This is a genomic window from Luteibacter sp. TLI7-4A (genome assembly GCF_056754745.1).
The window spans coordinates 2,695,452-2,714,764 of record NZ_JBPGWO010000001.1 but is presented as its reverse complement, the minus strand read 5'-3'; the positions used below and the strand labels follow the sequence as shown (position 1 = coordinate 2,714,764).

General features: G+C 66.0%; 17 protein-coding genes. 10 read left to right on the top strand and 7 right to left on the bottom strand.

The genetic code is table 11. The features are described from left to right. Positions 1–5 precede the first annotated feature (5 nt). The 8 genes from ftsW (at position 6) to lpxC (ending at position 9,269) form a co-directional block, all read left to right on the top strand. Entirely contained in the window at positions 6–1,229 is a 1,224-nt protein-coding gene (gene ftsW / locus ACR9Y6_RS12045; RefSeq protein WP_481281496.1) for a putative lipid II flippase FtsW, read from the top strand. Then, entirely contained in the window at positions 1,226–2,320 is a 1,095-nt protein-coding gene (murG, locus tag ACR9Y6_RS12040; protein WP_481281495.1) for an undecaprenyldiphospho-muramoylpentapeptide beta-N-acetylglucosaminyltransferase, read from the top strand. The genes ftsW and murG overlap by 4 nt, the downstream gene beginning before the upstream one ends. Next, positions 2,317–3,756: a UDP-N-acetylmuramate--L-alanine ligase gene (gene murC, locus ACR9Y6_RS12035; RefSeq protein ID WP_481281494.1), complete on the top strand. Its 1,440-nt coding sequence runs from the start codon at positions 2,317–2,319 to the stop codon at positions 3,754–3,756. The genes murG and murC overlap by 4 nt, the downstream gene beginning before the upstream one ends. Then, positions 3,756–4,730 carry a D-alanine--D-alanine ligase gene (locus tag ACR9Y6_RS12030; protein WP_481281493.1) on the top strand — a complete coding sequence of 325 codons (975 nt, stop codon included), beginning with the start codon at positions 3,756–3,758 and terminating at the stop codon, positions 4,728–4,730. The genes murC and ACR9Y6_RS12030 overlap by 1 nt, the downstream gene beginning before the upstream one ends. Beyond that, positions 4,727–5,467, top strand: a complete 741-nt coding sequence (locus ACR9Y6_RS12025; protein ID WP_481281492.1) for a cell division protein FtsQ/DivIB — start codon at positions 4,727–4,729, stop codon at positions 5,465–5,467. The genes ACR9Y6_RS12030 and ACR9Y6_RS12025 overlap by 4 nt, the downstream gene beginning before the upstream one ends. Before the next feature lie 7 nt (positions 5,468–5,474). Continuing rightward, positions 5,475–6,710: a cell division protein FtsA gene (gene ftsA / locus ACR9Y6_RS12020; protein ID WP_306850864.1), complete on the top strand. Its 1,236-nt coding sequence runs from the start codon at positions 5,475–5,477 to the stop codon at positions 6,708–6,710. Between the two features lie 135 nt (positions 6,711–6,845). Further along, on the top strand, positions 6,846–8,030 hold the full coding sequence (gene ftsZ / locus ACR9Y6_RS12015) for a cell division protein FtsZ (protein ID WP_371022711.1): 1,185 nt from the start codon (positions 6,846–6,848) through the stop codon (positions 8,028–8,030). A 327-nt stretch (positions 8,031–8,357) separates the two neighbouring features. Continuing rightward, entirely contained in the window at positions 8,358–9,269 is a 912-nt protein-coding gene (lpxC, locus tag ACR9Y6_RS12010; protein WP_167031507.1) for a UDP-3-O-acyl-N-acetylglucosamine deacetylase, read from the top strand. Positions 9,270–9,650: 381 nt separating this feature from the next. Here lpxC and ACR9Y6_RS12005 read toward each other — a convergent pair whose 3' ends face one another. Beyond that, positions 9,651–10,109 carry a DciA family protein gene (locus ACR9Y6_RS12005; RefSeq protein WP_306850861.1) on the bottom strand — a complete coding sequence of 153 codons (459 nt, stop codon included), beginning with the start codon at positions 10,107–10,109 and terminating at the stop codon, positions 9,651–9,653. Positions 10,110–10,140: 31 nt separating this feature from the next. Between ACR9Y6_RS12005 and ACR9Y6_RS12000 the strand changes: the two genes are divergently transcribed. Both ACR9Y6_RS12000 and secA read left to right on the top strand, forming a co-directional pair. Then, positions 10,141–11,079 carry a M23 family metallopeptidase gene (locus ACR9Y6_RS12000; RefSeq protein WP_481281491.1) on the top strand — a complete coding sequence of 313 codons (939 nt, stop codon included), beginning with the start codon at positions 10,141–10,143 and terminating at the stop codon, positions 11,077–11,079. Between the two features lie 130 nt (positions 11,080–11,209). After that, the gene (secA, locus tag ACR9Y6_RS11995) at positions 11,210–13,924 is read left to right on the top strand and encodes a preprotein translocase subunit SecA (RefSeq protein WP_481281490.1); all 2,715 of its coding nucleotides are present in this window, start codon (positions 11,210–11,212) and stop codon (positions 13,922–13,924) included. Positions 13,925–14,184: 260 nt separating this feature from the next. Here secA and ACR9Y6_RS11990 read toward each other — a convergent pair whose 3' ends face one another. The 6 genes from ACR9Y6_RS11990 to ACR9Y6_RS11965 all read right to left on the bottom strand — a co-directional run bounded on the left by ACR9Y6_RS11990 (position 14,185) and on the right by ACR9Y6_RS11965 (position 19,288). Beyond that, positions 14,185–14,544 carry a hypothetical protein gene (locus tag ACR9Y6_RS11990; protein WP_481281489.1) on the bottom strand — a complete coding sequence of 120 codons (360 nt, stop codon included), beginning with the start codon at positions 14,542–14,544 and terminating at the stop codon, positions 14,185–14,187. A 251-nt stretch (positions 14,545–14,795) separates the two neighbouring features. After that, positions 14,796–15,647 carry a symmetrical bis(5'-nucleosyl)-tetraphosphatase gene (locus tag ACR9Y6_RS11985; protein ID WP_481281488.1) on the bottom strand — a complete coding sequence of 284 codons (852 nt, stop codon included), beginning with the start codon at positions 15,645–15,647 and terminating at the stop codon, positions 14,796–14,798. A gap of 57 nt (positions 15,648–15,704) precedes the next feature. After that, on the bottom strand, positions 15,705–16,088 hold the full coding sequence (gene apaG, locus ACR9Y6_RS11980; RefSeq protein WP_481281487.1) for a Co2+/Mg2+ efflux protein ApaG: 384 nt from the start codon (positions 16,086–16,088) through the stop codon (positions 15,705–15,707). 53 nt (positions 16,089–16,141) lie between these two features. Beyond that, on the bottom strand, positions 16,142–16,921 hold the full coding sequence (gene rsmA / locus ACR9Y6_RS11975; protein WP_481281486.1) for a 16S rRNA (adenine(1518)-N(6)/adenine(1519)-N(6))-dimethyltransferase RsmA: 780 nt from the start codon (positions 16,919–16,921) through the stop codon (positions 16,142–16,144). Continuing rightward, positions 16,918–17,913 (bottom strand): 4-hydroxythreonine-4-phosphate dehydrogenase PdxA, encoded by a 996-nt coding sequence (gene pdxA / locus ACR9Y6_RS11970; protein ID WP_481281485.1) that lies wholly within the window; start codon positions 17,911–17,913, stop codon positions 16,918–16,920. Before pdxA ends, rsmA begins: the two co-directional genes overlap by 4 nt. Positions 17,914–17,920: 7 nt before the next feature. After that, positions 17,921–19,288, bottom strand: a complete 1,368-nt coding sequence (locus ACR9Y6_RS11965; RefSeq protein WP_481281484.1) for a peptidylprolyl isomerase — start codon at positions 19,286–19,288, stop codon at positions 17,921–17,923. Positions 19,289–19,313: the final 25 nt, after the last annotated feature.

The window sequence follows — 19,313 nt, the reverse complement described above, 5'->3', positions numbered from 1 at the left end:
AAAGCATGTTCGGCTTCGGTAACAAGCAGGCGAAACGCCGTCAGGGCCCGCGGGGGAGCTTCGACCTCCCGCTGCTCGTGGCCGCGCTCGCCTTGGCCGCGCTGGGCGTGGTGATGGTCACTTCCAGCTCGATCGCCGTGGCCGATGGCTCGCACCAGGGCGCGTTCTATTACCTGAAGCGCCACCTCGTCTTCCTGTTCCTCGGTGGTTGCCTCGCCGCGGCGGCGATGCGTACGGAACTGAAGACGCTGGAGAAGCACAGCTTCCTGCTCCTGCTGGTGGGCATCATCATGCTGCTGATGGTGTTCCTGCCGGTGTTCGGCATGCGCATCAACGGTGCGCGGCGCTGGGTCAACCTGCTGGTCACCAGTTTCCAGCCGGTCGAGGCGGTGAAGCTGATCCTCGTCGCCTATCTTTCGAGCTACCTCGTGCGCCATCGCGAAGGCGTGGAGTACGAACTGTTCGGCGTGGTGAAGCCGGTGGGCGTCGCCGGTTTCATCGTGTTGCTGCTGCTTGCCCAGCCCGACTTCGGCTCGGCCGCGCTGGTCGTCGCCACCACCGTCGGGATGGTCTGGCTGGCCGGTGCGCGCATGCGCAACCTCCTGCTGCTCGCCACGCCGCTGGTGCCCGCGCTGATCTACGCGGCCACGGCCGAGGATTACCGTATCAAGCGCCTCACGTCCTTCCTCGACCCGTGGAAAGATCCCTTCAACGACGGATTCCAGCTGACCCAGGCGCTGATCGCCGTGGGTCGCGGCGAATGGACGGGCGTGGGCCTGGGGTCGAGCGTGCAGAAGCTGTTCTACCTGCCCGAGGCGCATACCGATTTCATCCTCGCGGTGCTGGCGGAGGAGCTTGGCCTGGCCGGGATCATGGTGGTCATCCTGCTCTACATCGTGCTGGTCGGTCGCGGGCTCTACGTGGGGCTCAAGGGTGTCGAGCTGGGCCATCGCTTCTCGGGCTACGTGGCCTACGGCATCTCGTTGATGATCGGTTTCCAGGCGATGGTGTCGATCGGCGTGAACCTGGGCGTGCTGCCGACCAAGGGCCTGACCCTGCCGCTGATCAGCTCGGGCGGCTCGTCCGTGCTGATGACCTGCGCGATGGTCGGCGTGCTGCTGCGCGCCACCTTCGAGATCAACCGCGCCGAAGACGCGCGCCAGACAGCGGTGCGCCTGCCCGCGAACGCCGTGCCCGATTCCGCGGCGGCGGCGGGAGGCATGGCATGAGCGCCCCCGTGTTGATCATGGCCGGCGGTACCGGTGGCCACATCTTCCCCGGCCTCGCCGTCGCCGACGAATTGCGTTCGCTCGGCATCCCGGTGGCCTGGCTCGGTGCCGAGGGTGGCATGGAGACGCGCGTGGTGCCCGCGCATGGCCTGGACCTGCATACCGTCGCCGTCGGCGGCCTGCGCGGCAAGGGCATGAAGACGCGTGTCCTCGCCCCGCTGATGCTCGCCCGCGCGTTGATCGCCTCGCTGAAACTCCTGCGCAAGCTGCGCCCGCGCTGTGTCCTCTCGATGGGCGGCTACGTGGCCGGACCGGCCGGTGTCGCCGCGCGGATCGCGGGGATTCCGCTGGTCGTGCACGAGCAGAACGCCGTCGCCGGATTCACCAACCGCAAGCTCGCCTCGTTCGCCAGGAAGGTCCTCACGGGTTTCCCGAACGTGCTGCCGAACGGCGAGTGGGTGGGTAACCCGGTGCGCGCGCGGATCGCCGCGTTGCCGCCGCCGGGCGAGCGCATGGCCGGTCGCACGGGCCGCGTGCGCATGCTCGTGCTGGGTGGGAGCCTCGGCGCCCGCACGCTCAACCTGGCGGTCCCCAAGGCGCTCGCACATATGCGCGGCAACGCCAGCCTCCACAACGCCGAGCCAGAAGTGGTCCACCAGACCGGCGAGCGCGGCCTCGACGAAGCGCGCGACGCGTACACCGAGGCGGGCATCGCCGCCACCATCGTGCCCTTCATCGAAGACATGGCCGGCGCCTACGAATGGGCCGATATCGTGGTCTGCCGCGCTGGCGCGCTCACCGTGGCGGAACTCTGCGCCGTGGGCATCGAAGCCTTGCTGGTGCCGTTCCCGCATGCCGTGGACGATCACCAGACGGCCAATGCGCGAGCCATGGTCGACGTCGGTGGCGCCCGGCTGGTTCCCGATGCCACGCTGAACCTGCCCGGCGCCCACGAGGCGTTCGCGGTGCTCCTGTTCGACATGATGCTGGATCGCCAGAAGATCCTTTCCGCCGCCAACGCGTCGCGCACGCTGGCCAAGCCCGACGCAGCAGCAACGATTGCCCGTCACTGCATGGAGGTTTCCGCATGACGCCCGGTCGTTTGCGTGCCCACGAAGATTTCATGACCTCGTTCCGCCGTGTCCATTTCATCGGCGTGGGCGGCGTCGGCATGAGCGGCATCGCCGAGGTGCTGTGCAACCTCGGTTACGGCGTGTCCGGTTCCGACCGCGCGCACTCGCCGACCACGGAACGCCTTGCCAAGCTGGGCATCGAGGTGCACATCGGCCACGAAGCCTCGAACGTGGATGGCGCCGACGTGATCGTCACTTCGAGCGCGATCCGCCAGGACAACGCGGAACTCGTCGCCGCGCGCGCCGCGCGCATCCCGGTCGTGCCCCGCGCGGAAATGCTCGGCGAGCTGATGCGTTTCCGCCGTGGCATCGCCATCGCCGGCACGCATGGCAAGACCACCACCACGAGCCTCGTGGCGAGCGTGCTCGCCGAGGCCGATTACGATCCCACCTTCGTCATCGGCGGACAGCTCAATGCCGCTGGCGCGAACGCGCGCCTGGGCACCGGACAGTACCTGGTGGCCGAAGCCGACGAGTCCGACGGCTCGTTCCTGATGCTTTCCCCGGTGATCGCGGTCGTGACCAACATCGACGCCGATCACCTGGAGAACTACAACGGCGACTTCGGCCAGGTGAAGAAGGCCTTCGGCGATTTCCTCCATCGCCTGCCGTTCTACGGCCTGGCCGTGCTGTGCATCGACGACGAGGAAACCGCGAAGCTGGCCGAGGACACCTCGCGCCGCCTGCTCACCTACGGCATCGATAAGCCGGGTGCGGACGTGACGGCGAGCAACGTCCGCCAGGTCGGCTTCGAGATGCATTTCGACCTGCACCTGCCCGGCATGGCCGGCACGTTGCCGGTGACGTTGAACCTGCCGGGCCGGCACAACGTGCAGAACGCGCTCGCCGCCGCGGCGGTGGGCTGGCAGCTGGGCGTGGACGCGGAAGCGATCGCGCATGCGCTTGCCCGTTTCGAAGGCGTGGGCCGTCGCTTCCACCGTCGTGGCGAGATCGCGCTGGATTCCGGCAGCGCGCTCCTCGTGGACGACTATGGCCACCACCCGCGCGAACTGGCCGCCGTGTTCGCCGCCGCGCGTGGCGGCTGGCCGGATCGACGCCTCGTGGTCGCCTTCCAGCCGCATCGCTACAGCCGCACGCGCGACCTGCTCGACGATTTCGCCAAGGTGCTCGCCGAAGTGGACGTGCTCGTGCTGACCGAGGTGTATCCGGCTGGCGAATCGCCCATTCCCGGCGCGGACGGGCGGGCCCTGGCGCGTGCGATCCGCGCGCGCGGAAAGACCGATCCGGTCCTTGTCGACCATCCGCGCGACCTGCGCGACACGCTGCCCGCCCTGGCGCGGGACGGCGACCTGATCATGCTGCTCGGCGCCGGCGACATCGGCGCGGCGGCCATCGAGCTGGCCAACGCCGGCAACCTGAGGACTCGTACGTGATGAGCAGTACCCGCTTCCCCCGCATCGTCACGGACGCCGCCGATTTCGGCCGCGTCGCCGTCGTGATGGGCGGCAATTCGGCCGAGCGCGAGGTGTCGCTCGACTCCGGTCGCGGCGTGTTCGAGGCCTTGCGCTCCAGCGGCGTGGATGCGCAGCTGATCGACGGTATTCCCGCCTTGCTCGACGCCGTGCGCGCGGGCCATTTCGCGCGGGTGTTCAACATCCTCCACGGCGCCGGCGGCGAGAATGGCGAATTGCAGGGGGCCCTGCAGTCGCTCGGCGTGCCGTACACGGGTTCGGGCGTCCTTGGTTCGGCGCTGGCGCTGGACAAGGTGCGAGCCAAGCAGGTGTGGATCGCCCTGGGCCTGCCGACCCCGAAGTTCAAGGCGCTGCCGCGTGGCGCCGACGTGCACGCCGCGGCGCGCGAGGTCGGTTTCCCGCTGATCGTGAAGCCGGCGTGGGAAGGGTCGAGCGTGGGCGTGACGCGCGTGTTCGACGAATCCGGCCTCGACGCCGCCGTCGAACTGGCGCGCAGGTATCCGGGCGACATGCTGATGGAGACCCTCATCGAGGGCGACGCGAACGAAGGTGGCGAGTTCACCGTCGGCATCCTGGGCCGCGAAGTGCTGCCGACGATCAAGATCGTGCCCCAGGGCGAGTACTACGACTACAACGCCAAGTACATCGCCGAGGACACGCAGTACATCGTGCCCGGCCTGTCGGGCGCGGAAGAGGAAGCCATGCGGGCGCTCGCGCTGCGGGCGTTCGACGCGCTCGACTGCGTGGGCTGGGGGCGCGTCGACGTGATGCGCGACCGCCATGGCAAGAACTGGCTCCTCGAAGTGAATACCGCGCCGGGCATGACCTCGCATTCGCTCGTGCCCAAGGCCGCCGCCGCCGCGGGCCTGGACTATGCCGCCCTGTGCTGGCGGATTCTCGAAACCTCGATGCAGCGGGAGGGCGCGAAGGCATGAAGGGAGCCGCCGCCACGCGGATCGTCGCTTGGGGTATCGCCATCACGCTGGTGGTGTTGCCCGTGGTCGGCGTGATGCAGGGTTGGTTCGCCGCCGGCCGTTGGCCGGTGACGCAGCTCAAGGTCGAGGCGGAGTTCGCGCACGTCAGCGCCGAGCAGATCCGCAGCGCCGTGCTGCCGCGGCTCGGCAAGGGATTCTTCGCCACTGACCTGGAAGACGTGCGCCACGCGATCGGCGCGCTGCCTTGGGTGGAGTCGGTGGAGGTGCGCAAGCGCTGGCCCGATACGCTGCTGGTGCGCATCTACGAACGGCAGCCGTTCGCGCGCTGGAACGAAGACCGCCTCATCAGCCGCCAGGGTCTCGTCTTCGACGCGCCGGGTGCCGACCAGATGGGCGACCTTCCGCGCTTGCGTGGCCCCGATTCGCGCCTCGCCGAAGTGGTGAGTTTCTACGCGCAGGCACGCAAGTCCTTCGAGGGACGCACGGGTCTGTCCATCGTCGGCGTCAGCCTGAGCGAGCGTGGCAGCTGGAGCGTCACCACCGACAGCGGTGCCGAGATCGTGATCGGCGATCGCGACCAGGCCGATCGCCGCCTCGCGCGCTTCCTCGATGTCTACCCGCAACTCGTCGCTGGCCGGCAGGGCGGTTTCGCCTACGCCGACCTGCGTTACACCAACGGATTCGCCATCCGGTGGCCGCAACCGGAAACCACGGCCACACCCAAGGTCGGAAGCTGAGCTAACCATGAGAAACAAGAACGACAAACAGCTCGTCGTCGGCCTCGACATCGGAACCTCGAAGGTGGTCGCGATCGTGGGCGAGTACGAGCCAGGCGAACCGATCGAGGTGATCGGCATCGGCACGCACGTCTCGCGCGGCATGAAGCGCGGCTCGGTCGTCGATATCGAATCCACCGTGCACTCGATCCAGCGCGCGGTGGAGGAAGCCGAGTTGATGGCGGGTTGCGATATCCGCTCGGTGTACGCGTCGATTTCGGGTAGCCACCTGGAAACGCGCAACTCGCATGGCACCGCGGCCATCCGCGACCGCGAGGTGATGTCGGCCGACCTCGAACAGGTGCTGGAAGCCGCAAGCGCGGTCGCCATCCCGGCGGACCGCAAGGTGCTCTACAAGGAATCGCAGGAATACCGCATCGACGGCCAGGACGGCATCCGCCACCCGGTCGGCATGAGCGGCGTGCGCCTGGAAGCCAGCGTGCACCTGGTGACCGGCGCGGCGAGCGCCGTGCAGAACATCTCCAAGTGCATCCAGCGATGCGGCCTGTCCGTCGACGAACTCGTCCCGGCCGCCGTCGCCAGCGCCAAGGCCGTGCTCACCGAGGATGAGCTGGAACTGGGTGTCTGCCTCGTCGACATCGGCGCGGGCACCACCGATATCGCCATCTACACGCAGGGCGCCATCCGTTACACCAAGTCGTTGCCGGTGGGCGGCGACCAGGTCACCAACGACATCGCCTACGGTGTCCACACGCCGACCGCCCACGCGGAAGAGATCAAGATCAAGTACGCCTGCGCGCTCGCCCAGCTCGCGCACGCGGAAGAAACCATCCAGGTGCCCAGCGTCGGCGATCGTCCGCCGCGCCGCCTCGCCCGGCAGGCGCTCGCGCAGTCGGTGCAGGCGCGCTACGAGGAGATCTTCGAGATGGTGCAGGACGAACTGCGCCGCTCGGGTTACGAAAGCCTCGTCGCGGCGGGCATCGTGCTGACCGGCGGCGCCTCGCGCATGGAAGGCGCACTGGAGCTGGCGGAGGAGATCTTCCACAAGATGGTACGCATCGGGGTCCCGCAGCACGTCTCGGGACTGGGCGACGTCGTTTCCAGCGAACTCCATTCGACCGGCGTGGGCCTGCTCCTGCATGGCTCGCGGTCGAGCGGCGGTTCGCGTCACGCGAGTTCGGCTGCCGGCAATGTCGGCAGCGTGGTCGAGAAGTTCCGAAGCTGGTTCACCAAGAACTTCTGAGTTCGTTTCATCGGATTGTCGGTGCCCGATGGAAGGGGGGCGCCGGGGCACGAGGAAGGCCCGCAACCCGCGGCCGACAGGAGTCGGACACGGGACATAAACCAAAAAAACTAAAAGTTCTGCGGAGGACGGGAAATGTTCGAACTGATTGAAAAACTGGCACCGAATGCGGTCATCAAGGTCATCGGCGTGGGTGGTGGCGGCGGCAACGCCGTGGCCCACATGGTGAATTCCAACATCGAAGGCGTCGAGTTCGTCGTCGCCAACACCGACGCGCAGGCGATGAAGAGCTGCGCCTCGCGCACGCACCTCCAGCTGGGTGGCAATGTCACCAAGGGCCTGGGTGCCGGCGCGAACCCGGAAGTCGGCCGCCAGGCCGCGCTGGAAGACCGTGAGCGCATCGAGGAAATGCTCGAAGGCGCCGACATGGTCTTCATCACCGCCGGCATGGGCGGTGGCACGGGTACCGGCGCGGCGCCGGTCGTGGCGCAGCTGGCGAAGGAGAAGGGCATCCTGACGGTCGCCGTCGTGACCAAGCCGTTCCCCTTCGAGGGCCGTCGTCGCATGCAGGTGGCCCTCAAGGGTATCGAGGACCTCTCCCAGCACGTCGACTCGCTGATCACCGTGCCGAACGAGAAGCTGCTCTCGGTGCTGGGTCGGGAAGTGACCTTGCTCAATGCCTTCAAGGCGGCCAACGACGTGCTCCAGGGCGCGGTCCAGGGCATCGCCGACCTGATCACGGCCCCGGGCCTGATCAACGTCGACTTCGCCGACGTCCGCACCGTCATGAGCGAGATGGGCATGGCGATGATGGGCTCGGGCACCGCCCGTGGCGACGATCGCGCCCAGGCCGCCGCGGAAGCGGCGATCAACAACCCCTTGCTCGAGGACGTGAACCTGGCAGGCGCCTGCGGCATCCTGGTCAACGTGACCGCCGGCCCGAACCTCACCATGCGCGAGTTCGACGAGATCGGCCGGGTGATCCACGATTTCGCCTCGGAAGACGCGACGGTCGTGATCGGTACCTCGCTCGATCCGGAAATGCAGGACGACGTTCGCGTGACGGTCGTCGCCACGGGCCTGAACCGTGGTGTCACCGCCAAGCAGCCGATCCGCCAGCCGGTCCAGCAGCATGTGGAAATGCGCCAGCGTCCGCGCCCGGTCGTGCTGCGCACGGGTACCGGCAACGAAGTGGTCGACTACGCCCAGGCCGACGCGATGCCGTCGGTCCGGTCGGAACCCGCCCAGCCGCAGAAGAATGCGGAACCGGCCATCGATTACCTGGATATCCCGGCGTTCCTGCGTCGCCAGGCCGACTGACCGGCACTCACCGCTGAAGGCACGTTAAGGAAAACGTGAGGCCGACCCGGCACGATGCCGGGCCGCCCGGTGCCCCGCCGCCCTCCCGTTCCGGGTGGCGGGGCACCGCCGTGCCTCGACAGGAAAACCTGCAAGTGATATCAATCGTTTGCAAGTCTTTGAATGAACGCCATTTCAGTCGCAAGCTAGATGAGAATGGGTCGCGGATCTTGCTGAAGGAACGGTGAAGCAATGCTGGACTGTACCGTCCGGTTTGTTTATTCCGAGGTTAAGACTGTGTTAGCATGTCCGCTACTTTAGGCTGCTGCCAACAAGGTTCGACCCAACATGATCAAGCAGCGCACGCTCAAGAACATCATTCGCGCCACGGGCGTCGGCCTCCATACCGGCGACAAGGTGTACATGACGCTTCGTCCGGCGGCGCCGAACACGGGCATCGTGTTCCGCCGTACCGATCTCAATCCGCCGGTCGAGTTGCACTCGCGTCCGGAGAACGTCGGTGACACGCGTCTTTCCACCACCCTGATCAATGGCGACGTTCGCGTGTCGACCGTGGAGCACCTGCTCTCGGCGATGGCCGGTCTCGGTATCGACAACGCCTACGTCGACCTCTCGGCGCCTGAAGTGCCGATCATGGACGGCAGCGCCGGTCCGTTCGTCTTCCTGATCCAGTCCGCCGGCATCGAGGAACAGGATGCGGCCAAGCGCTTCATCCGCATCAAGAAGCCGGTGATCGTGCAGGACGGCGACAAGTGGGCCAAGCTGGAGCCGTTCGACGGCTTCAAGGTGGGCTTCTCGGTCGAATTCGACCACCCGCTGTTCAACAAGCGCAATTCGCAGGCCGAGATGGATTTCTCGACGACTTCGTTCGTCAAGGAAGTCAGTCGCGCCCGCACGTTCGGCTTCATGCGTGACATCGAAATGCTCCGCGAGCGCAACCTCACGCTCGGCGGTTCGATGGACAACGCCGTGGTGCTCGACGACTACCGCGTGCTCAACGAAGACGGCCTCCGCTACGACAACGAGTTCGTCAAGCACAAGATCCTCGACGCCATCGGCGACATCTACATGCTGGGCCACAGCCTGATCGGCGCGTACTCCGCGCACAAGTCGGGCCACGAGCTCAACAACAAGCTGCTCCGCAGCCTGATGGCCGACGCCACGGCGTGGGAAGAAGTCAGCTTCAAGGACCCGGCCAAGGCGCCGATCTCCTACGCCCATCCCGCCCAGGCGGTGTAAGGCACCGCCCCTCGGGGCGACCGGAGACGCCTCAGGCGATCCGTTACGAAAAAGGCCGCGAGCGATCGCGGCCTTTTTCGTTGTCCGGCCCAACCCAGTGGGATCCACCCAGAAGGAGGCCACCTGGTGGGAGGCAACGTTGTGGGAGCCGACTTGTCGGCGATCCCGCGGCAGCGGGCAAGGTTACGGCAGCCCCATCGCCGACAGGGCCGGCTCCCACAGGAGCCCCCTGACCCCATGAGACCGCCCGTGACCCACGTCACGTCAGTGAAATTTACGTGCAATTTAGGCATTTCCACGCTTCATGCGTGCTATAAAGTTCGCCGCCCTTGGCGGTCCGTGGGTGCTTACGGATCGGCGAAGGTGAACGCAAGCATAGGATTATTCTGAATTTTCGGCCTTGGAGGCCAATTCAAGGAACAGATCCCGCAACGTGGGGTCGGAGAGTGACGCCGCGGCGCTCCGAAGATGTCGGGCCGCCGAGGTGGAAAGCGGTTTGTGCCGGTCGGGGATCACTTCCACGGGCGGTAGGGGGGCCACTTTCACGGCAACCGAGTGGGCCTTCGCGCCGATGGCGCGAGCGGCTTCGAGGATTTGCGCCTGGTAAAGGCGTACCCGCGAAGCCCAGGCCGACGAGGGCGCAAGGAAGACGAGCCTGCCGTCGCGCAGGTCCGCGAAACGGACCTGGTCACGCAATGGCGAGGGCAATGTCGCGCGCAGCTGGCGATCCAGTTGGTCGAGTTCGCGGGCCCGCTGGGCCAGCGACGCGACGGGCCCGAACTCCGTGATGGACGTCAGTCCACGCGTGGAGCGGCGGGGCGGCTGGGATGGCGGTGGCATGGGCCGGCTTTAACTATTCGATGTGGAACGTATGCAGATCATACTCGTGTCTCGTGGCCTGAAAGGGCCGAAAACGCTCGACCTGACTTGCCGGCGCCTGCGCTGCAAGTTCGCACTGATGGCCATCGCCGGTTTCGTGGGTATCGCCTGTCTCGGCGCCGGAGTGGCGCTCGCGGTGGCGAGTCCGAAGGAGCGCGCGCTCGGCGATATCGGTAGCCTCGCCCAGCGGGTGGGCGATCAGGACGCACGGGTCGCGGAAATCAAGCGGGATGCACAGCGCGATCTGGACGCGCTGGCCGTGAAACTGGGCCAGCTCCAAGCCCAATCCGTCCGTCTCAACGCCTTGGGCGAACGCCTCACCCAGGTCGGCAAGCTCGACGACGGTGAATTCGATTTCGACGAGGAGCCGGGCCAGGGCGGCCCGGAACTCACCACCGGTGCCGATGTGCCGGCTTATGCCTTGCCGGCATCGCTCGACAAGAGCATCGATCAGCTTTCCGGGCAGTTCGACACCCAGCAGGCCCAGCTCGAGGCGCTGCGCGACATGCTGATGGACCGCACGATCGAATCCAGCCTTCGGCCCACCGGCATGCCGGTGAATGGCTACATCTCCTCGTATTTCGGTGGGCGGCCCGATCCCTTCAGCGGCCATGCCGCCCGTCACACGGGCATCGACATCGCCGCGCCCACGGGTACGCCCGTGACGGCGGTCGCTGAAGGAATGGTCACATTCGCCGGTCAGCGCAGTGGTTATGGCGACGTAGTCGAAATCGACCACGGCAATGGCTACATGACCCGGTACGCCCATAACAGCGTCATCCTGGTGCACCCCGGGCAGCGCGTCCGGATCGGCGACGCCATCGCGAAAGCCGGCTCCACGGGGCGCTCCACCGGGTCGCACGTCCATTTCGAGGTCTGGTACCGCGACCGCGTGGTGAATCCGCTGGCCTACGTCCGCAGCCATCGTTGAGAAGGCTTGAATCCGGTCCGGGCCGCCGCCACCCCGAGGAAAGCCGGGGACGCCCGTAGTATGATCGTCCCTTCGTGCCGGCCGGCCATGGCCGTTCGGCAGCCCTTTTCGCTTCAGATCCGGATGATCGATGTTCAATCGTGCCCTGACGAGTATTTTCGGCAGCCGTAACGAGCGTGTCCTGCGCGACCTCTCCAAGACGGTCAAGCGCATCAACGCCCTCGAGCCGGAGTACGAAAAGCTTTCCGACGACGCCCTTCGTGGGAAGACCGAGGAATTCCGCCAGCGCCTCGCCGCCGGTGAGACCCTCGACAAACTGCTGCCCGAAGCCTTCGCGGTCACCCGCGAGGGGGCCAAGCGCGTCCTCGGCATGCGTCATTACGACGTGCAGCTGATCGGCGGCATGGTCCTGCACGGCGGCCGGATCGCGGAAATGCGCACCGGTGAAGGCAAGACCCTGGTCGGCACGTTGCCGGTGTACCTCAATGCCCTGGAAGGCAAGGGCGTACACGTGGTCACCGTGAACGACTACCTGGCACGCCGCGATTCGGCGCAGATGGGCAAGCTCTACAACTTCCTCGGCCTCAGCGTCGGTGTCGTGTATCCGGGCATGGACCACGCCGACAAGCGCAGTGCCTACCAGGCCGACATCACCTACGGCACCAACAACGAGTTCGGTTTCGACTACCTGCGCGACAACATGGCGCTCAGCAAGGAACAGCGCAACCAGCGCGGCCTGCACTACGCCATCGTCGACGAGGTGGATTCGATCCTGATCGACGAGGCCCGTACGCCCCTGATCATCTCCGGCCCCGCCGAGGACTCCCCGCAGCTGTACATCGCGGTGAACAAGATCGTGCCGGGCCTGACGCGGCAAGAAAAGGAAGACGGCCCGGGCGATTATTTCGTCGACGAGAAGCAGAAGCAGGTGCACATGTCCGAAGAGGGCATGGAACACGCCGAGCAACTGCTGCGTGAGGCGGGCGTCATCGATCCCGATAGCGGCCTGTATGACTCGAAGAATCTCGCCGTCGTCCATCATATGAACGCGGCGCTGCGCGCCAACGCCATCTACCAGCGCGACGTCGACTACATCGTCCGCGATGGCGAAGTCATCATCGTCGACGAGTTCACCGGCCGTACGCTGGCGGGCCGTCGCTGGTCGGACGGCCTGCACCAGGCGGTGGAAGCGAAGGAAGGCGTGCCCATCCAGCGCGAGAACCAGACCCTGGCGACGGTCACGTTCCAGAACCTGTTCCGCATGTACAAGAAGCTGGCCGGCATGACCGGTACGGCCGACACGGAAGCGTACGAGTTCCAGACCGTCTACGGCCTGGAAGTCGTCGTGATCCCGACGCACAAGCCGATGATCCGCGTGGACAACCCGGACTCGGTGTTCCTCGGACAGGAAGCGAAGTACAAGGCGGTCATCGCCGACATCAAGTCGTGCCACGAGCGCGGTCAGCCCGTCCTCGTCGGTACCGCTTCCATCGACGTGTCGGAACTGGTGTCGGGCCTGCTCAAGCAGGAGCGCATCCCGCACGAGGTGCTCAACGCGAAGCAGCACGAACGCGAAGCGCACATCGTGGCCCAGGCGGGCGCCCCCGGTGCCGTGACCATCGCGACGAACATGGCCGGCCGCGGTACGGACATCGTGCTCGGCGGCAGCCTGGAGGCCGCACTCGCCACCTTGCCGGAAACGGCGTCCGAGGCTGAGCGCCAGAAGGTTCGCGAGGACTGGAAGAAGCGCCACGAACAGGTGCTCGCCGCGGGCGGCCTGCACATCATCGGCACCGAGCGTCACGAATCCCGTCGCATCGACAACCAGTTGCGTGGTCGTTCGGGCCGCCAGGGCGATCCGGGTTCCTCACGCTTCTATCTGTCGCTGCAGGACAACCTGATGCGTATCTTCGGCGGCGAGCGCATCGGCCGCTGGATGCAGATGTTCGGCATGAAGGAAGACGAGGCGCTGGAAGACCGCCTGATCACGCGTCAGATCGAGAAGGTGCAGCGCAAGGTCGAACAACACAACTTCGACATCCGCAAGAACCTCCTCGAGTTCGACGACGTCGCGAACGACCAGCGCAAGGTCATCTACGCGCAGCGCGACGAACTGCTGGAGACCGACGATATCTCCGACATGATCGGTGACATCCGTCAGGACGTCATCGTCGGCTTGGTGCGCAAGTACGTACCGGCGGACAGCATCGACGACCAGTGGGACATCCCCGCCCTCGACCGCGAACTGGCGAGTGACCTGAACCTGCGTCTCGACCTCGTCCAGTGGATCGAGACCCAGAAGGACATCGACGCCGACGGCATCCTCGACCATGTGCGCGAGGCGGTGGACGCCATGTTCGCCGAGAAGGAAGCCCAGGTCGGTGCGGAGACCATGCGCTCGCTCGAGAAGCACGTGATGCTCTCGGTGGTCGACAATGCGTGGAAGGAGCACCTCGCCAGCATGGATTACCTGCGCCAGGGCATCTACCTGCGCGGTTATGCGCAGAAGCAGCCGAAGCAGGAGTTCAAGCGCGAATCGTTCGAACTGTTCGCCGAGATGCTCGACCGCATCAAGCTCGAAGTCGTGCAGATGCTCGCACGCATCCGCATTCGCAGCGAAGAAGAAGTGCTGGCGATGGAAGCGGAGCAGCAGCGCGCCGCCGAGACACAGCGCCTGCAGTTCCAGCATGCCGACGCGCAGGCCATGGGTCAGGGCGGCGGCAACACCGAGTCCGAGCCGGCGATGGCCCCGATCTTGAACGACGGCCCCAAAGTCGGTCGCAACGATCCGTGCCCCTGTGGGTCAGGCAAGAAGTACAAGCACTGCCACGGCCAGTTGAGCTGATACGAAAGAACAGGACTGCGTCGAACCTTTTCTGGCGCAGCTACGAAGGCGCTCTTCATCCGAGGGGCGCCTTTTTCTTTACGGGAGCACGGCTCGGCTTCGCCATCGCGCATGTGTGTCGAGGCAGGGGAGCCGTCGGCTGCCATTCTCTTCGCTAAGTCCTCGTCCGGCCTTCGCCTCCCTGCGGAATCGCTCTGAGAACGACACCCGACGCCTCCCCCTCGAACGGCGCGGCGGAGTGTCTGGCGAGCGAGCTCATCTCATCGAATGATGACGGCAAGTAAAGTACCAAGGACCGCCCCGACAGCGACCATTAGCGCCCCCATGGCATGCGTGCCCAGGAATTTTTTCCTTACGTATAGAAGATGTTGCTTGGCGCGACGAAGCCCTGGCCCATCTTCCGGCCGGACGAAATTTCCGGGACGAAGCAGGTAGTCGGCCTTCAGCGCGAAAGAGAAATGCATATCCAGCAAATCGCCGTTCTCGCGCGCCATACGCTGTGCTGCGGCTATTTCTCGTTGGAACCCGATCATGTTTTGCGCCAGATAGATCAATCCTGGCGCAGCGCCCAAGAAAAATCCCAGCTCATCGGAATTCATATGCCACCTCTTGATGGTCACGTTCGCTCGTCGAGGACTGGCACCGAGTAACAACGAGCAACACCAGCATCCTTGTCCTGCTCGCCAATCAATCACCCGTCCGTCCGTGGGGGAGTCGTCGGCTGCCATTCTCAGAGCGATTCCGCAGGGAGGCGAAGGCCGGACGAGGACTTAGCGAAGAGAATGGCAGCCGACGGCTCCCCTGCCTCGACACACATGCGCGATGGCGAAGCCGAGCGTTGCCACCCGAACTGTCACAGCGGCGAAAAGCGTCAGTCGCCACCGCCCTTGGGTTTCTGCCTGTACGGTTCCGCGTCGACGGTGACATAGACCGGCTCGGGCACGTCGATGCGCATGGCGGTCAGTTGGCCGCCCCACACGCAACCCGTGTCGATCGCATAGACGCCCAGGCCCGCGAAGCGTCCCAGCGCGGACCAGTGCCCACAGACGATCTTCGTCTCGCGACGACGCATCCCCGGTACTTCGAACCACGGGTACATGCCGGGCTTCTGTGTGCCGGGGATACCCTTGCCCTCGAAATCGATGCGGCCGTTGACGTCGCAGTAGCGCATGCGCGTGAGCGTGTTGATCGTGGCGCGATGACGCTCGACACCCTGCAGTCGATTGTTCCAGCCAGGCGGACGATTGCCGAAGAGGTTCTTGAGCAAACGCTGGTGGCGGGGGCCGCCGAGTTCGCGTTCCACTTCCAGCGCGGCCCGCTGGGCCTGGCGCAAGGTCCAGATCGGTGCCAGGCCGGCATGGACCATCGTCCAGCCAAGCTCTTCGTCGTTATGCAGCAGCTTCTGCATGCGCAGCCATTCGAGAAGCACCGGCGCGTCCTCCGCGAACAGCACTTCACGCAACTCGGGGTTCACCCGCGCCTGTGCGTCTTCACGACGTTGGCCGATCGCCAGCAACGAGAGGTCGTGGTTGCCAAGCGTGATGACCGCCTGGTCGCGCAGCGAGTGGATCAGGCGCAACGTGGCCAACGACTCACCGCCTCGATTCACCAGGTCGCCGCAGAACCACAGCCGGTCGTTGGCCGGGTCGAAGCGGAGCTTCTCCAGCAGGCGCTGGAGTTCGGGGTAGCAACCCTGGACGTCGCCGATCGTGTAGACGGCCATCAGTACTGTTGCTCCGTGAGGCCGTTCCCGGCGTGCGCACTATCCATGGGTTCGATCCTAGTGGAGCGTGCGCGGGATCGAAAGCACGAATGGCGGGATGGGCGCGTCGAAATGCGTTCCATCGTCGGCGACCATGCGATAGCTTCCTTCCATGGTACCGACCGCGGTTTCGAGCACGGCGCCCGAGGTGTACTCGAAGGTATCGCCTGGTCGCATCCACGGTTGCTCGCCGACGACACCGTCGCCGCGTACTTCTTCGACCTTGCCGTTCGCATCGGTGATCAGCCAGTGCCTCGTGAGCAACTGTGCGCCGGTGGCGCCGACGTTGCGCAGCGTGATCGTATAGGCGAACACGTAGCGGTTGTCGGTCGGTTGCGATTGGTCGGGAACGAAGCGGGAAGCGACCTCCACGTCGATCGTGTAAGGGGATTTGGAATTCATGCCGCGATTGTCATGGACGGGGAGGGGGTGGGCAAGTGAGTCCGCGGCAGGATTCACATCGCATTCGCGAGTTTCACGAAATCTCCCGGGGCCAGGGTCTCCGCACGTGCACGCGGATCGATGCCGAGTTCACGAATGGTCGCCTCGTCTACGAGGCCTTTCAGCGTGTTCGTGAGCGTCTTCCGGCGCATCGCGAAGGCCGCCTTCACGACCGCGTGAATCTTCGCCGGATCGCCCTTGGGCAGCTGCTCCGGCGCCAGGGGCACCAGGCGGACCACGGCGGAATCCACCTTGGGGGGCGGCCGGAAGGCTCCCGGAGGCACCGTGAAGAGCGGCGTCACCTTGCAGGCTAGCTGGAGCATCACGCTCAAGCGGCCGTAGACCTTGCTGCCGGGCTCGGCGGCCATGCGGTCCACGACCTCCTTCTGGAGCATGAAATGCATGTCCTGGATCGCCGCCGCGTGCTCGACGCAGTGGAAAAGGATGGGGCTGGAAATGTAATAGGGCAGGTTGCCCGCGATACGCAGCCGCTCGGCGCCGAGCTCCCGGGCGAGCTGGCTGAAATCGACCTTGAGCACGTCCGAATGGACGATCCTCAACTCACCGATCGCCGCCGCTCGCGCCTGCAGGCCGGGAATCAGGTCGGTATCCAGTTCGATGGCCGTCATCTTCCTGGCCACGGCGAGCAGGGGCAGGGTCATCGCTCCTTCGCCAGGGCCGATCTCGACGACGGTGTCGCCATCCTTCGGCGCGATCGAGGCGACGATGCGTTCGATATAGCGCTTGTCGTGCAGGAAGTGCTGACCGAAACTTTTCTTGGGGCGTGCGTTCATGGGCGGCCCCGGTGGCGGGCGAGATCGATGGCGAACCGCGTGGCGGCGAACAGGCTGGCTGGATCCGCCCGGCCCGTGCCGGCAAGGTCGAGCGCCGTACCGTGGTCGACCGACGTGCGGATGAAGGGCAGGCCCAGGGTCACGTTCACGGTTCGGTCGAACGCCTCGCTCTTGAGCACGGGCAAGGCCTGGTCGTGATACATGGCCAGCACCGCGTCGTAGCGTCCACGCATGGCGGGGACGAAGGCGGTGTCGGCCGGAAGCGGCCCGATCAGGTCCATGCCCTCGCCGCGGAGGCGCTCCAGCAAGGGGATGATCGTGTCGATCTCCTCGCGGCCCATGTGCCCCCCTTCGCCTGCATGCGGGTTCAGGCCGAGCACCGCGATGCGTGGATGGGCAAGGCCGAAAAGCGAAGTCAACGCAGCGGCGACGATGCGCAACGTGCGCTCGATCAGGGCCGGCGTGACCGCCGCAGGGACCGCCGACAGCGGCAGGTGCGTCGTGGCCAGGGTCACCCGCAGTTCCGGACTGGCGAGCATCATCACGACCTCGGTACCCGCGCGCTCGGCGAAGAACTCCGTGTGGCCGCTGAAGGCGACGCCCCCTTCATTGATGCTGGATTTCTGTACGGGTCCGGTCACCACGGCGTCGAAATCGCCAGCCATGCAGCCATCCGCGGCCATGCGCAGGAGATCGAGCACGTGGTGCGCATTGCGGGGGTCCGGATGGCCGAAATGGACGTCGGCCCCAAGCGGCACGTGGCGAACCCGGATACGTCCGGCGGGGCGCGAGGCGATGCGCGTTCCATCGTCGTCCACGATGTCGAGGTCGAGCCCGCAGAGGATGGCCGCGCGGCGAAGCAGGTCGCGATCGGTGATGGCGACGAGGTCGGCAGGGAGTTCGGAGGCCGCGAGACGCGCGACCAGCTCGGGTCCCACCCCGGCTGGCTCACCGGCGGTAACGGCGAGCCGTGGCAGGGTGGTGGGAGTCATCGGGGCATTACGGCGTGTTCGAGACCTGCTTGTCGTCGGGATCCTTCAGTTCCGGCACGCGGATATCGACGAACGAGGTCGAGCGCAGTTCGCGCAGGTAGTTCTCGTAAGCCTCGTCCGCCTTGCGGTTACCGATGGCCTGACGGGCCTGGTCACGCTGGAGCTGGTCGGTGAGATCGCTCTGGCGGGTGCCGAGGCGTTGCAGCACGATCCAGCCCGCATCGGTCTGGATCGGGTGCGAGACCTCGCCATCCTTCAGCTGATCGACCTGGGCGGCGATGGCCTGGCCCCAGGCGTCCTTCACGAACCAGCCCATGTCGCCGCCGTTGTTCGCCGTGGTGTTGTCCTTGGACTCGTCCTTGGCGAGCTTGGCGAAGTCTTCCTTCTTGTCGACGACGCGGGTGTAGATGTCCTGCGCCTTCTTCTCCGCCTGCTCCGGCGTGACGATCTCGGAAGGCTTGATGAGGATCTGGCGGGCGTGGTACTCGGTGACGATCTGCCGGCCCGGCTGGCGGGTTTCCACCAGCTTGAGGATATGGAAGCCGGTCGGGCCGCGCAGGGCCGCCGTGTTCTCGCCAGCCTTCAGCGACGACACGGCGTCGGCGAACGCCGGCGGGACTTCGTCGAGGCGACGCCAGCCGAGGTCGCCGCCATCGAGGGCGTCGGGAGCATCGGAGTAGCGAATGGCCGCGGCGTTGAAATCCATGCCGCCCTGGATCGCCTTGATCGCTTCCTCGGCCTTCGCCTGGGCCTGGGCGATGTCGCTGGCGCCGCCGCCGGCCGGGGTGCTGATCTGGATGTGCGCGAGGTGGACCTCGCCGGCCTTGTAGGTCGGGCTGGCGAGCAGGTTGTTCACTTCGGCGTCGGTGACCGTGACCTGGTCGCGGACGATGCTCTCGTGCAGCTTCTGCGCGACGATCTGGTCGGACAGCTGCTGGCGGAAGGCGGCATAGCTGTAGCCGTCCTGCTCGACCGCCGCGCGCAACTGGTCGAGGCTCATCTTGTTCTGCTGGGCCACGTTGGCGGCGGCCTGGTCCACGTCCTGATCGGACACGCGGATGCCCTGGTCGTTGGCGCGCTGGACCTGCAGCTTCATGAGGACCAGGCGGTCGAGCACCTGGCGGGCCAGGACGTCCTTGGGCGGCAGCTGGGCCGGATTCGATGCGTATTGCCGCACGATGGCGTTGATCGCCTCGTCGAGCTCGCTCTGCAGGATGACGTCTTCTTCCACGACCGCGACGATGCGGTCGAGCGAGCCATTGCCGACGCTCGCGCCTGGCGACGGCTGGGCCGAAGGCATCAACTGGGCCTGGGCGGAAGGCACGGCCACGAGCAGGGAAGTGGCGAGCAGGGAGTACGCGAGGATCTGCTTCATCGAATAGGGAGCCCGGGGCGCCTGC

Coding starts and splice junctions, on each gene's coding strand:
- lpxC (WP_167031507.1), top strand. CDS start 8,358: ATGATCAAGCAGCGCACGCTCAAGAACATCATTCGCGCCACGGGCGTC.
- murC (WP_481281494.1), top strand. CDS start 2,317: ATGACGCCCGGTCGTTTGCGTGCCCACGAAGATTTCATGACCTCGTTC.
- ACR9Y6_RS12005 (WP_306850861.1), bottom strand. CDS start 10,109: ATGCCACCGCCATCCCAGCCGCCCCGCCGCTCCACGCGTGGACTGACG.
- apaG (WP_481281487.1), bottom strand. CDS start 16,088: ATGAATTCCAAATCCCCTTACACGATCGACGTGGAGGTCGCTTCCCGC.
- ACR9Y6_RS12025 (WP_481281492.1), top strand. CDS start 4,727: ATGAAGGGAGCCGCCGCCACGCGGATCGTCGCTTGGGGTATCGCCATC.
- murG (WP_481281495.1), top strand. CDS start 1,226: ATGAGCGCCCCCGTGTTGATCATGGCCGGCGGTACCGGTGGCCACATC.
- ftsA (WP_306850864.1), top strand. CDS start 5,475: ATGAGAAACAAGAACGACAAACAGCTCGTCGTCGGCCTCGACATCGGA.
- rsmA (WP_481281486.1), bottom strand. CDS start 16,921: ATGAACGCACGCCCCAAGAAAAGTTTCGGTCAGCACTTCCTGCACGAC.
- ACR9Y6_RS11985 (WP_481281488.1), bottom strand. CDS start 15,647: ATGGCCGTCTACACGATCGGCGACGTCCAGGGTTGCTACCCCGAACTC.
- ACR9Y6_RS12030 (WP_481281493.1), top strand. CDS start 3,756: ATGAGCAGTACCCGCTTCCCCCGCATCGTCACGGACGCCGCCGATTTC.
- ftsW (WP_481281496.1), top strand. CDS start 6: ATGTTCGGCTTCGGTAACAAGCAGGCGAAACGCCGTCAGGGCCCGCGG.
- ftsZ (WP_371022711.1), top strand. CDS start 6,846: ATGTTCGAACTGATTGAAAAACTGGCACCGAATGCGGTCATCAAGGTC.
- secA (WP_481281490.1), top strand. CDS start 11,210: ATGTTCAATCGTGCCCTGACGAGTATTTTCGGCAGCCGTAACGAGCGT.
- ACR9Y6_RS11965 (WP_481281484.1), bottom strand. CDS start 19,288: ATGAAGCAGATCCTCGCGTACTCCCTGCTCGCCACTTCCCTGCTCGTG.
- pdxA (WP_481281485.1), bottom strand. CDS start 17,913: ATGACTCCCACCACCCTGCCACGGCTCGCCGTTACCGCCGGTGAGCCA.
- ACR9Y6_RS12000 (WP_481281491.1), top strand. CDS start 10,141: ATGCAGATCATACTCGTGTCTCGTGGCCTGAAAGGGCCGAAAACGCTC.